Below are 15,129 nucleotides of genomic sequence, written 5' to 3' on the forward strand. Positions count from 1 at the left end.
ATGAAAATAATAGCAATAGTTGTAGGAACAAGGCCAGAAATAATTAAACTTGCACCTGTTATAAAGTATTGTAGACAGATAAGATTCCCTTTTTATCTAATTCATACAGGACAGCACTATTCGGAAAATATGGATGCGGTTTTTTTCAAACAAATGAAGTTACCTAAACCGGATTTTTACCTTGGAGTAGGTTCAGGAACACATGGACAACAGACAGGCAGGATAATGGTTAAAATAGAAAAAATTTTATTACAGAAACGACCTTTTGCTATAATGGTTCAGGGAGATACAAATACAGTTCTTGCCACTTCACTTGTTGCTTCAAAATTATATATTAGAATATCTCATGTTGAAGCAGGACTGAGGAGTTATGACAAGAGTATGCCGGAGGAGATAAACAGAGTAGTATCTGACCATCTTTCATACTATCTCTTTCCTCCTACAGAAAGAGCAAAGAAGAATCTTTATAAAGAGGGTATAAATAACAATGTCTTTGTAACAGGAAATACTATTGTTGAGGCACTATCTGAAAACCTGAAATATGCTGAAAAGATTGAAGCATCTATCTTAAAGAATTACCGATTAGAAAAAAATAAATATATACTTCTCACCCTGCATAGACAGGAGAATGTTGACAATAAGAATCGCCTTAAAGAAGTCCTCTCTGGAATAAATGCAGTTAAAAAAATTACAGGTATGCAGATTCTTTTTCCTGCCCATCCCCGTACGGTAAAAATGATAAAACAATTCGGTTTTGTTAAGGATATAGAAACAACTAAAATTATAGAACCTGTTGGTTATTTTGAATTTCTTGCTTTAGAAAAGAATGCAAGAATTATTCTTACAGATTCAGGTGGCATACAGGAAGAGTCCTGTATACTTAAGATTCCCTGTGTTACTTTAAGGGAAAATACAGAAAGGCCTGAAACACTTGATGTGGGAAGTAATATACTTGCTGGCTGGAAAAAAGAGAATATAATTTCCAGTTCTGAAAAAATGCTTAATAAAAAAGACGGATGGGAAAATCCTTTTGGAGATGGAACTGCGAGCATAAAAATAATGGAGATAATTAAAAAGGAGGCGCTATGAGATTATATAAAGTTTTATTTTTAGTAATTGTTTTGTTATCCTGTAAAAGGACATTACTTTCAGAGCCTAGATTTTTTACAGAGTTTTATGGTGATACTGCCTATTCAGGACTTATAGGTTTTTCTTCCTATCTTAATTTTAAAGCAGGTGTATCTTTTAACCAGATGGACTACTATGGATTTGCTACCTATGACTGGGCAGATACTACAGGAACAGACCTCCCTTTCCAGTATCGTTTTCAAGGTCTTACTGCAGGTCTTGAAGCTCGTTATAGATTCCCTGGAGATGCTGTGCGGTTTTTTATTGGATATGGCTTTGGGTTGACAGACGATGTATCAGGAGAAGATGATTTCAGAACCGGGCTTACTGGATATAAACATTTTGAAAGAGATAGACACTTCAGCGATATCTACGGAGAACTTACCTGGCATAGCAGAGCAGAAGATGCTTTTTTGAATTTAAGATACAGACCCGGATACACTTTATTTCGGAATGAAACAAGCAGGTTGTGGACATATATACCATTTCAATTACTTGCTTCCGGTAAAGGAGACATAGGCACAGAAAACAGGATTGAAACAGGTATAGGCCTGGGATATATTATGCTAAATGGTAAAGCATCATTAAATTTAGAAATGCGAGCAGGCCATTCATTTTCAGGAACCATAGATGATGAAAACTATTTTAATCCAGTTATTATTATAAGTGTTGGATTTTAAAATAACTAATCTGTTGTTGAAATTGTATTATATTTCTCTTCAAGGTATTTTGACTGGCTAAACAGTTTCTCCCGAGTTGAAGACATAGATTTATCACTAAGTTGTGGTAACAATCGGTAAAAAGCCCACTCATTTTGTTCAAGTGTTTTAACCAGTACATCTTTTGCATATTTATCATCACTGTCCATTACAGCTTTTAATACATCCTTAAGAAAATTTGACCGAATGATCACTTTGGCAGCATTTGACCTGACAATCCATTCACGGTCAAAAAGCAATTGTTTTACAAAAGGTATAAGTTCTTTACACTTTAGTTTGGAAAACATTTTGGCTGCCAGAATTTTTACCTGAATATTTGAAGCATCAAGTAATTTTTGCATAATTGTCAGCATTTGCTTATGTTCATAAGGAGAACAGGTATGCTTGAGTTTATCAAATCCTTCAATAATTTTGGATGTATCTTCTGTCTCTAATAATTTTATAAAATCAGTACAAGTTATAGCACTTTCTGCGGATACTTTATTAATCCCTGATTCATCCATATCAACAGGATTTATGCCTGCCCCTTCATAATGTTCTGTCTTTTCCCATTTTACTGTAGGTTCACTAAAAGTTTTAAGAAATATCAATAAAGCACGGAAGGAAGCAAAACCATTTATGATATTTCCCAAAAACAATCTGGGAATAGAAAGCAACCCCGGTCCTATTCCGTAAATTATGGTAACAAATATAACCCGCTGTATTATCCTTATAGACATAAAAAATGTAGCTATTATAATAAATGTAAAAAGTGGAGTTCCTTTATGGAAGATAGGTTCCCATTTAAAAGGAAGTATTCCTTTCTGTCCTGCGAAATATATCAGAACATACATAAGAACAATATATCCAAGAATATTTGCAGTAAAAGAAACGAGTCCTTTCCGATCTTTTATAAAATTTTCTTTAACTGCCAGAGAGCCCTTCCACTTACTTTGCCGCCACTCTTGAAGTGATATCCCAACTATCCACCTCGTTTTTTGTTTAACAGACCTCCAGAAATCAGATGGAAAATATGACCAGTTGGATATGAAAAACTCCCTTTGGAATAATGGTTTATACCAGGGTGACTTATCATCAGCCAGTATTACATTAACAAATACAGAAGTCATCCCTGCATCTCTCGCTGCTTTTGCAGTACTATAGTCCTCTGTAAGTGTATTTTCGTTAAAAATTTGTCCTTTTCTAATTTTATCCAGATGGTTAAATAATCGTCTGGAAAATCCGGTACCAACACCTGCATAAGGAACAAATCCCTGCATCCTTTCACGCACTATTATATCCTTCATATGATTTTCAGCAAATTCATCAGCATATACCCAGTGAACCCATTTGAACCATTGGGTAGGCAGTGGAAGTATTGGCAATTGAACTGCATCCACTCTTGGAATAAGATAATTATAAAGAAGAAAAGAATACGGATGAACATAGTCCTCTGCATCATGTAATACAATTATTTCAAAAAATATGTTGTGCTGTTTCTCATATTCTTTCAATGCACTGTATATATGATTTAAACAATCTGCCTTATTGGTAGGTCCTGGACGTGATGTTACCACTTTTATTATCTGTGGGAAGTTATCTACAAGTTTATCAACTGCCTCCTGTGTTTCCCGGTCATTTGGATATGTACCCACAAAAATAAAATAGTTACGATATTCTACCCTTTCAATAATATTTGTTAACATCTTATCAACCACACCTGCTTCTTTCCATGCAGGAACGAAAACAGCTATCATCTGCTGTTCACGAAGTTTCATCCTCGCTAAAGATAATCGCTCTCTACCTTTGAATTTCCTGCGTCTTACAATCCTCCATGTATAACCCCATATATCATAAATAAAGTCCTGTATACCACTAAATACATAGATAGTTACGACAATCCAAGTTAAACAAATAAAAAAGTTACGCCATAGTATTAAAAGGTCTACCTTTGATATATAGAAATATGGCAACATATTTTTGTTTCTCCGTTATACCTGTTGTTCCCTTTCCTCCGGTTGTTTCTTATTCTTGTTTTTAGGTTTTATAAGCAGGCGGATAGTAGTATATATCAGCAGAATAATCAGGAGTATAACAACAATGGTTATAAGGAGCATGGGAATTGTGTAACGACTGTTTTCTTCTTCTATTTCCTTTCTTAACGTCCATTCATCTACAATTGGGAATGAATGTATTTTATTTAAGGAAGTTATAAAAACTATACCTCCTGAAAATCTATCCAGCATTTTTTTATTTGTCAACACTTGATTAAACAAATATAAAGACGCTTCATTTCCTAATATACTGTACAAAACACCTTTTTCATCAAAAGGAGAAATACTCGCCTGAACTATTACTTTATTTTCTATGGGAGAATAATTAAGCGGTAATGTCTTATTCTTTAACTCATAATGGTTAGGCAAAGGTAAAATGTGCATACTCTGTTTTACTTTTTCAGGCAGTTTTTCAACATCTACCGGGTTACTTATTAAGATAATACTCTCCTTACTAAAATTTTCAGTTGCAGGACTATCTCCCATATACACATTCCATTTTATAGGTGCTCTATTTATCTGTCCTGCCCTCGCTGCTATAGTTGCAGCAGTGCTTAACTGCCCTTCTGAAGGATTTGAAGGAAGCCAGATATTTACTATTTGTGGTGATATTGACAGGGACTTTTTAAGATATGGAAAATATTCCAGATAGGGGTACCCTTTAACCCTTCCAGGTTTTAACTGCAGATAAGATGTATCATCTATTACTGTCCATGCTATCTCTTCATATTTCTTCCCGCAGTCCGCACTTCCTATATCATGATAAACATCAATCTTTACAAGCCATGCATTTCTGGTAAGTTGGTTTAGAGGAATTCTTATAAGTAATGTACCATTATCTCTGTTTTTCTCTGTAAGTTTAACACTGCCAGCAAATATGCCATTAATTGATACAGATAATATAGACCTTTCAGGTCTTAATGCATCAGAGTGGCGAAAACGAAGATATAAATAGGACTCTTTTCCGAGAGAAGATAAGACCGGACGATTAACAATGAACTGTGCCCTTTGATGAAAAGCACCAGAAAGCACAATATCAGAAATCCCAATTTCATAAAAATATACTCTACTATATGTGTCTTTGGGCTCATCAAACTTAAAATCAGGTACTAATGATACTTCCATATATTCAAAATTTGATGTTGAAGGCATACCTGTCATAAGGGATTTAACTGCTTTATTGAATCCGGAACTGTTATCCCCTGAGATATAAAGTCGGGCAAAATTTCTATTATCATAGTTAATTAAAATGTTTTTGATAAATCCTTTACCTATACCAGTAGAACCCGATGTTAATTCTACACCTGCAAAATATATTTGATTACCTTCTACCCTATCTTTTAACCCCTTTTGAACTTTTATATTTAAGGGTATTGATGGATTTTTATATCCCCAGTAACTTGCCAGTTCCAGAAGTAATGATAGGTCCTCTTTACTAAAATTTTCTTTTACTATCCATTCAGCATTTACAGGACTCTTTAACATTTTATCAAGATAAGGGAATGGATATAGAGAAAGAGGGAGTTTTGTTACAGGCAGGCGTGTTATAACCATACAGGACTCTGGCTCCCATCTGAACCAGTTTGCGCTGTTTTCTGAGTCCGCACACAATTCTCTGCTTGAACGATGCCTGGAGACAAGTTTAACTTCGTTAAACCCTGTTTTTAAAAACTTTACTGGCAGATCAACCTTCCATAAAACTGGCAGTGGCTGTTTTGTTTCTGAGGGAAAACGTCTACTTGCTACAGGAATATCATTAAGAAATACAGTTATTGCACCTTCTCCGGGAATTAATGTTTCTGAATAAGAATAGTATAAAGAAAGATAGAAAGGACTTGTAAATTGTAAGCCATCTGGAAGTTCAAACCATAACGAATATGTATTAACAGGGGTAACGAAAATCTTCTCATCTTCAAATACAGGAATTGAATAAGAAATAGTTCTATCAAAATTTACCTGGAACATATCCTGTCTTTCAGAAATTTCCTTGATATCTTCCTTTACTGCAGATTTCTGTTCTTTACTTATTTTTGTTTGTGCTTCAGTTTTTACTATCTCTGAGAGATGAGAATAAACAATCCTTTCGGGTATGTAATAAACACTTTTTATAAGGGCTTGCGGATATAATGGTTTTATCTCTCCAAGGACTTTATCCGCCTCTTTTATTTCTCTGTATAACCCTGCCCTTACAGTATAAACATTAGATATTTTCTCTACACGTACCTGGCTTATACCTTTATCCTTAAGGATATCTGCTATCTTTATTGCTTTTCCCTTTTCTGCTTCAGAAAAAGAACCCACTTGAATACTGAAATATTCCTTCTGATCTCCAGTTGCTAATGTTTGGGTAGAAACAGGTGAAATTTCCAAAATTAACAAAATTGCAATAAATGAATATACCATCTTTTTCAGAAATATCATAAAACCTCCTTTATTCTTTTATCATAAGTTTATTATAGAATTGATAAAGGGTCAATCCAATCTTCTTATAAGTTAAAGATTAAATGTCGTAATTTAAGATTTGCTTTATTCTATCTGTGAAACAAATTGTTGCGAGAGAAAAAATAATATCATATAATTTTAGTTATGAAAAAAGGAATAATAACATTTCAGGATGTATGGAGAGGTCTTGAAGGATACTGGATAAAGAAAGGTTGTCTGCTCTGGCATCCTTATAATGTTGAAGTTGGTGCAGGTACACTTAACCCTGCCACTTTCTTTGGTATCCTTGGAGATAAAGAATGGAATGTTGTATATCTTGAGCCATCAGCAAGACCTGCTGATGGAAGGTATGGAGATAACCCTGTTCGTCTCTATCTCCACCATCAAATTCAGGTAATAATGAAACCACCGCCTCCGAGAATACAGGAGATATATCTTGAGAGTTTAGAAACAATAGGGATAGCCACAGCAGAACATGACATAAGATTTATTGAGGATAACTGGGAAGCACCTACACTTGGTGCATGGGGGGTTGGCTGGGAGGTCTGGCTGGATGGCCTGGAAATTACACAATTTACATATATGCAGCAAGCAGGGGGTTTTGACCTTTCTCCTACTTCTGTTGAAATAACCTATGGGCTGGACCGTATTGTAAATTTTATCCAGAAGAAGAAAAATGTATATGAATTGTACTGGAACAGGAATGTTCTATATGGCGAGATGCACAGAGATAGAGAAAAGGACTATTCTACTTACAGTTTTGACAAGGCAGATATATCCTTGTTTTTTGAGATGTTTGATAGATTTGAAAAAGAAGCTGATAAACTATTAAAAGAAGAGATACTGTACCCTGCTTATGACTATGTACTTAAACTATCCCATATATTTAACATACTTGATGCAAGGAAAGCAATAAGTGTAAGTGAACGAGTAAGATATATTGGCAGGGTAAGAAAATTAGCAAGGTTCTGTGCAGAACTTTACTTAAAACGGAAAAGTAAAGTATAATTTTAGAGTTCAGGATTTAGAATTTTATTTATATTTGCCGGGATGGTGGAACTGGCAGACACGTACGTTTGAGGGGCGTATGGCGTAAGCCGTGGGGGTTCAAATCCCCCTCCCGGCATTGCAATCTTCTTTGAGAGGGATTTGAAAAGGGTGCAGGGGAAAGGTATCGTTCCCCTGCGCTTGTTATGGGGGGAGAACTACATCAGGAAGGGGGGTGAGAACCCCCCTCCTGAGATAAAATCCCCCTCCCGGCATTGCAATCTTCTTTGGCGGAATAGATAAGTTATTTAACTGTAATTTTTACTAATGGAAAAAACACCTTTGTGGGAAGATGTAATAATCATTATTTCTATCTTTACTTTGTGGCCTACCATATTACATAGAGAAACATTATTATCAAAAATTATTATGGTTTTAACCCTTACGATTCTTATCTGGATACTTATAAGACGGCTAAAAAGAATGGATAATATTACAAAATGAAACTGCTTTTATATAAATTTTATTTTTCTTTCATTATTATTGTTCTTGCCGGAGGGTGTTCTGTAAGCTCTGATATCTCTTCAGGACAGAAACTTATAAAAGAAGGAGATATATATTTTTCAAAGGGAGAGATTGATAAAGCCATTGGTTTATGGACTGAAGGACTTAAATATAAACAGAGGGCTGAATTATACGAGAAGATAGTTATGGCTTATATTATGAAAAATCAGATACCTGATGCAGAAAAATGGGTATTAGAAGGGTTGACTTATTTCCCTGATAATGTTAATCTTTTTTTTGACCTTGCACTTATAAGTTTCCATAATAATGACTTTAAGAAGGCAAGGATGGCTATAGATATGGTGTTAAGAAAGAATGAATATTATCGGAATGCGCATCTTCTTAAAGGGATGATGTATGAAAAAGAAAATAATCTCTCTGCTGCGAAAAGAGAGTATATCAATGAAGTGAATATAAATCCTGGGTCAACAGAGGCATGGAAAAAATTAAGGGAGTTAAGAGATGAATAAAAAACTTCTTTATCTACCTGCTATCTTTTTTCTTTTCTTTCAGTCCTTATTATATCCCGAAGGTCTTGAGGAATATATAAAGTTTTTTTCTTCTTTATCTTCCCGTATACCCGGTTCAGAAGGACATAGACAGTCAGCGGATTTTATAGAGAAGAAATTCAAAGAAGCAGGGTTACAAAAGGTAAAAAGAGAGACATTCAAAACATCTGTCCCCGTTGAAAAATACGCATATATTACTGTTGATAATAAAAAGATAGATATCCATTGCCTCTGGCCAAATCTCGTAAGGACATCCACAGTCCCACCGGAAGGCATAAAGGGAAAACTTATATATGGTGGTAATGGAGATATCAGAAATTTAACCGGTAAGGATATAGAGGGCAATATAATTGTCCTTGATTTTGACTCAGGAACAAAATGGCAGACACTTGCTATGTTAGGTGCTAAAGCATTCATTTTTACAGAAACAGGCGATATAACAAGAATTCAGGCAGAAAAGAAATTTGTAGGGATTCCTGTAGATATACCGAGATTCTATGCAGGGAAAAACAGTCAGGCAATCATTGAATTATCAAAGAAGGAAAAAGAGGTCTGCTTATTTGCAAGGATGGACTGGGAAAATGTTTCTGACTGTAACATATATGGTTATATTGAAGGTAGAGATAAAAAACTAAAAGAGGATATTATTATACTACAGGCATATTATGATAGTATTAGTGTTGTGCCTTCTCTCGCAAATGGGGCATCTTCTGCTTCAGGGATAGCAACTCTCCTGGATATTCTGGATTACTTCAGTGCAAATCCACCGGCAAGAACAATCGTTTTTCTTGCAACATCATCACATTTTCAAACAATGAATGGAATAGACAATTTTGTCCAGAGGCATTTGAGGCAGGAACCCTTGTTTAGAAAAAAAATACCCAAAGAAGACATTATAAATGTAAAACTCTTTATAGGGTTTGACCTTTCAGATGGTTCAGACAGTTTAGGAATCTGGCATAACTCCTATGATTTTTATAGTCAGAGAGTATTTGCTCCTTATGGTAGAAAATTTATGGAGTATGCAGACAGGATTAGCAGGAATCTCGGGTATAATCCAGAGAGAGCACTGGTAAACGGAATAAGCCCTGAAAGAGGAATTATATGGCAGACATTCCTTCCTGAAAAGATACGGACAGATGGAGGACTTGTATTATCTTCAGGTAATCCAGCACTTTCTTTTGTTACTGTTAATGATGGTAGATGGAGAATTGATACACCTGCGGATACTTATGAAAGACTTAATATCAACAATATAATGAGGCAGGCAAGATTTCTAAAAGAGATTCTTAGAATTGCCATCAATGACCCAGAATTCTTCCCTGAGATTGAGTTTGGAACAATAAAAGACAACCTGTATACCCTGAATGCAAAAATAGTAACTTTTGACCCTACCAAAAGTTTTGTACCGAGTGAACCAGTAGTTGGAGCAGTAGTAATACCGAGAATCCATTATAAAGTATCTTTTGAAAAAACGTCCATGGGGGTAAGAAATATCCCTGTAGGAATTACAGATGAAAATGGTAAGGTAGTATTTTCTTGTCTTGGTCCAGGAGATACATTAACATTATCTGCTTTTTATATGGATTCAAATACAGGCGAGATTATTCTTTCTCCTGACCTCGGCGTGGGAGGAGCAGGACAATATCCGGTTTTACTTACAATGGATTATAAAGAAAAGGACTGGATGATAGTTCTCTTTGAATCAAAACCTATCTCCCTTACAGACCTTATAGACCCGCAATACCTTGTTCAACTGGATAAGATAGAAGTGCTTGATATGGCAAATAGTGTTCCGAGCGAATATGGATATTTTCTGCAATATCCTGAGTATGTACCTTTTAAGTGGAGTTCTTATTCTGAACCATTAGGATGTGTTTTTGCAAGAGCACATATGAAGGTTAAAATACTTGGACAGGCAGGTCCTCTCGGGAAGAGATTACTACTTTTGAATTCAGAAACAGGAAACAAAGAAAGGGCTGAAGGGCTTGGATTTGAGGTAGACAAGACATCTTTCATCTATAACACTCCTTATCAGGCAGCAAAAGATATGATTATCCTTGATACATACAGGAGAGAAAATTTTGAAAAGTTCGGTATAAAGAATGAACGTCTCGCAGAACTACAGAAAGAATCCAGAAGGCTGTTATCACTTGCAGAAGAAGCAAAAAATAAAAAAGAATGGTATGAATTTTTAAAGTATTCAAGACAATCACAGGCATTAGAATCACGTGCCTATCCTGATGTTAAAAATACTGCTAACGATGTTGTAAAAGGGGTTATATTCTACTTTTTACTACTTCTTCCTTTTGCATTCTTTGGAGAACGTCTTTTATTCAATTTTATAAAACTTGAAAAAAGGATTGCAGGGACATTCGGTATTTTTATCGTTATATACTGGATTATGCGGATGGTACACCCTGCTTTCAAACTGACAAATGCTCCTGAAGTAATCCTGCTTTCATTTATAGTGCTTGCTTTATCGCTTATAGTACTTTCATTAGTTGCTTCAAAATTTGAAGAACAGATGAAACAGTTAAAGATGGAGACAGCAAAGGTGTACGAAACAGATGTTGGCAGGATTACAGCAACAGCTACGGCATTTTCTCTGGGTGTTGCGAATATGAAAAGGAGACCTATAAGAACAATGCTCACTGCTATAACATTAGTCCTTCTAACATTTACAGTACTTTCATTTACCTCCATAAAGTCATATATGAAATATAACCAGATAGTAAAGCCATACAGGCCTGTATATAATGGAATTTTACTCAGAGACCGTTCCTGGTCTCCTCTTATGGATTTAGCACTGGACTATACAGAAGATGAATTTTCAGATAAAGGTATTATTGCACCGAGGGCATGGTTTGTTCTTGATGAATTGGGTAACAGGAGTGCCATTGAAATAAAATATATGGAAAATACTACTACTCTGTCAGGGCTTCTCGGACTTTCTCCGAATGAGGTTCTTCCTGTTAAAACATCCATAGAAAAAGGAGAATGGTTCAATGATATTTATGAAAGGTCTGTTTTATTATCAAAAAAGGCAGTGAGAGACCTACGACTTACGGATTCAGATATAGGGAAAGCAAGGATATGGATATATGGGAAGGACTTTGTTTTTAAAGGGATATTTGATGAAAAGGTTTTAAATGATATAAAGGACCTTGATGATGAACGGATTACTCCCGCTGATTTTTCAGTCCTACCAGAAAGAGAACTGTCGAAGATAAAAATGGAAAAGACAGCAAAGGTATTTACATCTCAAGCAAAATTAGAATCGTTCATCCACATGGAAGCAGAAAATATCGCAATACTTCCTTTTGGTACACTTATGAATACGAAAGGGACACTCCATTCTATCGCGGTAAAGTTTAATAATAATGTAGATGGCAAAGAATCTGTGGAAAGTTTTATATCAAAACTCGCTGTTATACTTTTTGCTGGACTTGGAGAAAAAACATATGTATATAGCAGTATGGGACTTACATCTTTTTCCGGTATAAGCAATCTGATTATTCCCATACTTATTGCTGCCCTTATAGTCCTTAATACTATGCTCGGTTCGGTGTATGAAAGAATTAGAGAAATCGGCACTTATAGTGCAGTAGGACTTGCTCCTGTACATATCTCTTCTCTTTTCCTTGCAGAATCCATGGTATATGCTGTAATGGGTTCTGTTGCCGGGTATCTCTTAGGACAGGTGGTTGTTAAAATCCTTATGGTAACAGGGTTGTTGAAAGGACTGGTGCTGAACTATTCTTCTCTGTCGGCTGTTTTTGCCACTATCATTATATTTATTACCGTAATGCTCTCAACCCTTTATCCTGCTAGAAAAGCAGCACAGATGGCTGTGCCTGATGTTACGAGGAAATGGATATTACCTGAACCAAAGGGTGATAACTGGGAATTTGAGTTCCCATTTACAGTTGCAGAGGTTGAAGTTCTCGGATTAGCAACATTTCTTACTGATTACTTCAACTCTTATCAGGATGTTTCTTTAGGTAATTTCTATACAAATGGTGCCATACTTAATTATGAAAAACTACCAACAGGTAAAAATAAATATATTATAGAAACGAATATATGGCTGGCTCCCTTTGACTTAGGAGTAAGTCAGCATCTTGCAGTGATAATGGAACCTATGGGACAATATGAATTTTTCACTATAAATATGATGATGAAGAGAACAAGTGGAGAGTCAACTGACTGGAAACGTCTTAACAGAAGATTCCTTGATGGTATAAGAAAACAGTTCCTTATCTGGAGAACAGTAAGTGGCGATGTTAAAAGGAACTATACAAGACAGGGGAAGCAACTTTTAAAACTTGAATAACAAAGGAAGGAATAATGGCAGAAGAAAAGATAGAAAAAACAATGTCTTTTGAACCAGAGAAAATAGAAGAGTTTCAGGAAGGGTTTAATATCAGAACTATTATTGCAGCCCTTTTTATCGGTTTTATCATGTTGCCTGGGGCAATATATTTAGGACTTATTACAGGAGGTGGAATTTCAGGGGCTGCACAATGGGTCACCGTGATACTCCTCGTTGAGATAGCCAAAAGGTCTTTTGTTGAATTAAAAAAGCAGGAGGTATATATAATCTATATACTTGCTGCATCCCTCGTAAGTACAGGACTTGTATTTGGAACAGTAGGACTTACACTTCAGGGTGGGGCATTCAGTGACATGATATGGAAACAGTATCTTATACAATCACCTTATGCACAGTCATTTAAATTACATAAGTATATGCCTTCCTGGGCAGTACCCCCTGCAGGTTCAGAAGCAATTTTAAAAAGGACATTTCTACATAGGGCATGGGCAATTCCCATACTTTTACTGATAATCCACAATGTTCTTTTCAGAATCAATAAATTCACCCTCGGTTATACTGTTTTTCGTATTACAAGCGATAGAGAAAAATTACCATTCCCTATGGCTCCTGTTGCATCTGAAGGTGCTATTGCTCTTGCAGAAGTAAGTGGGAAGAAAGAGACATGGAGATGGAGGGTATTCAGTATATCAGCAATGATAGGGGTTATATTTGGTGCTTTTTATGTCGTTATACCAACAATAACAGGACTGCTTATGACAAAACCATTCCAGCTTTTACCTATACCATGGGTGGACTTTACACCAAAAATGGGAGATATAGTCCCTTCATCTATGCTCGGATTTATGACAGAGTTAGGAGTTGTTCTTACTGGTTTTGTCTTACCATTCTGGGTGGTTACTGGTTCTTTTATCGGCTCTATACTTGCAAAAACAGTAGGCAATCCAATACTCTATAAGGCAGGCATTATAAAAAACTGGCAGCCGGGTATGACTGCTATACCTGCCAATGTAGCAACTAATCTTGACTTCTGGATTAATGCAACTATTGCAGGTGGTATTGTAGTCGCTATTATTGGTATAGGAACTATTGTAAGGATTTTCTTAAAAAGGAAAAAAGAAGCCAGCGAAAACGAGAAAATAGCAGAAAAATTACCTGAAGGAAGAGGAGATTATCCTGTATGGATAGCCATAACAATATGGGCTTTATCTACTATTATCTATATCATTATATGTAAAATTCTTGTTCCTAAATTCCCTATAATGTTTTTTATATTTTTTGGTTTTATCCTTACCCCTTTCCTTACATATACCTCTGCGAGAATGTTTGGTATTACTGGTGTTGCAGGTGGTATATCCTTTCCGATGGTAAGGGAAGGGACTTTTATATTAAGTGGATATAAAGGTGTAGATATATGGTTTGCTCCTCTACCCTATTTTAACCATGGATGGGTTGCTCAGGAATTTAAGCAACTTGAACTTACCAGGACAAAATTTACCTCCTGGTATAAAGCAGAGTTTACATCCCTCGTTATTATGCTATTCTGCAGTTTCTTATTCTGGTCAATTATATGGAAGATGTCTCCAATACCATCTTCAACCTATCCCTATGTACAGAAGATGTGGCCTATGGATGCTATGTTCCAGGCACTATGGGCTACAAGCACTGTGGAAGGGGGTAGAAGATGGATGATAGAGGCAATAAAATTCAAGTATATACTTAATTCTTCTCTTATTGGCTTCGCCCTCTACTTTATAATCCTGTTTTTAAAGGCACCCATAAGTTTATTTTATGGAATTGTTGGAGGGATATCTATACTGCCGCACATGGCACTTCCTATGTTTGTGGGAGCATTACTCGGTAGATTCTATTTTTCTAAAAAGGTTGGACCTAACTGGAAAAGATATACCCCCATAATACTTGCAGGATATTCCTGCGGTATGGGATTGGTAGGTATGGTTTCAATTGCGGTTGCACTTATAGCAAAGACCATCTTCCAGATAATATTTTAAATAATCTTACTATTCATCTACTGTTAGAGTTCATATTCAGAAAGGTAGTCAGGGACAATAATTTCACTCTCTGGTCTTTTCTTCTTTAACAGTTCAGAAAATTGATAAGATGCTTCTTCTTCACCATGTATAACAAAAATTTTCTCAGGGGCCTTGATAAAACCATCTATCCATCTTAAAAGTTCTGTTTTACCTGCATGTGCAGAGAAACCATTAATATCCTTAATAGTTGCCTTTACAGGGTAGTCCTTTCCGAGAATTCTTACTTTTTCTGGTTTTTCAAGTATTTCTCTTCCGAGTGTACCTTTTGCTTGATAGCCAACAAAAACAATAGTTGATTCTTCTCTCGCTATGTTTGTTATAAGATGATGCTTTATTCTACCACCTGTACACATACCC

At 35.7% G+C, this 15,129-nt stretch carries 10 protein-coding genes and 1 tRNA gene; 8 read left to right on the top strand and 3 right to left on the bottom strand.

Annotated features, from left to right (window positions below; all coding sequences use genetic code 11):
- Positions 1-1,089 carry a UDP-N-acetylglucosamine 2-epimerase (non-hydrolyzing) gene (gene wecB, locus N3D17_01130; protein ID MCX8081994.1) on the top strand — a complete coding sequence of 363 codons (1,089 nt, stop codon included), beginning with the start codon at positions 1-3 and terminating at the stop codon, positions 1,087-1,089.
- Positions 1,086-1,808: a hypothetical protein gene (locus N3D17_01135; GenBank protein ID MCX8081995.1), complete on the top strand. Its 723-nt coding sequence runs from the start codon at positions 1,086-1,088 to the stop codon at positions 1,806-1,808. Before wecB ends, N3D17_01135 begins: the two co-directional genes overlap by 4 nt.
- 5 nt (positions 1,809-1,813) lie before the next feature.
- On the opposite strand, the gene N3D17_01140 is transcribed toward N3D17_01135, so the two are convergent.
- Positions 1,814-3,802: a glycosyltransferase gene (locus tag N3D17_01140; GenBank protein MCX8081996.1), complete on the bottom strand. Its 1,989-nt coding sequence runs from the start codon at positions 3,800-3,802 to the stop codon at positions 1,814-1,816.
- A 15-nt stretch (positions 3,803-3,817) separates the two neighbouring features.
- A complete protein-coding gene (locus N3D17_01145; protein MCX8081997.1) occupies positions 3,818-6,301 on the bottom strand; it encodes a cellulose biosynthesis cyclic di-GMP-binding regulatory protein BcsB in 2,484 nt (827 codons plus the stop codon).
- Positions 6,302-6,481: 180 nt separating this feature from the next.
- Between N3D17_01145 and N3D17_01150 the strand changes: the two genes are divergently transcribed.
- From N3D17_01150 to N3D17_01175, 6 genes are all read left to right on the top strand, one after another.
- A complete protein-coding gene (locus tag N3D17_01150) occupies positions 6,482-7,330 on the top strand; it encodes a glycine--tRNA ligase subunit alpha (protein MCX8081998.1) in 849 nt (282 codons plus the stop codon).
- A 36-nt stretch (positions 7,331-7,366) separates the two neighbouring features.
- A tRNA-Leu gene (locus N3D17_01155) sits at positions 7,367-7,448 on the top strand.
- A 188-nt stretch (positions 7,449-7,636) separates the two neighbouring features.
- Positions 7,637-7,813, top strand: a complete 177-nt coding sequence (locus N3D17_01160; protein MCX8081999.1) for a hypothetical protein — start codon at positions 7,637-7,639, stop codon at positions 7,811-7,813.
- Positions 7,810-8,343 (top strand): hypothetical protein, encoded by a 534-nt coding sequence (locus N3D17_01165; protein MCX8082000.1) that lies wholly within the window; start codon positions 7,810-7,812, stop codon positions 8,341-8,343. Before N3D17_01160 ends, N3D17_01165 begins: the two co-directional genes overlap by 4 nt.
- Positions 8,336-12,718, top strand: coding sequence for a M28 family peptidase (locus N3D17_01170; GenBank protein ID MCX8082001.1), 4,383 nt, complete (start codon positions 8,336-8,338; stop codon positions 12,716-12,718). Before N3D17_01165 ends, N3D17_01170 begins: the two co-directional genes overlap by 8 nt.
- 14 nt (positions 12,719-12,732) lie before the next feature.
- Positions 12,733-14,730: an OPT/YSL family transporter gene (locus N3D17_01175; GenBank protein ID MCX8082002.1), complete on the top strand. Its 1,998-nt coding sequence runs from the start codon at positions 12,733-12,735 to the stop codon at positions 14,728-14,730.
- Between the two features lie 23 nt (positions 14,731-14,753).
- Here N3D17_01175 and N3D17_01180 read toward each other — a convergent pair.
- The coding region (locus N3D17_01180) for an MBL fold metallo-hydrolase (GenBank protein ID MCX8082003.1) at positions 14,754-15,129 on the bottom strand (376 nt) is incomplete at its 5' end.

The organism is bacterium, from assembly GCA_026414725.1.
GTDB lineage: Bacteria > Ratteibacteria > UBA8468 > B48-G9 > JAFGKM01 > JAAYXZ01.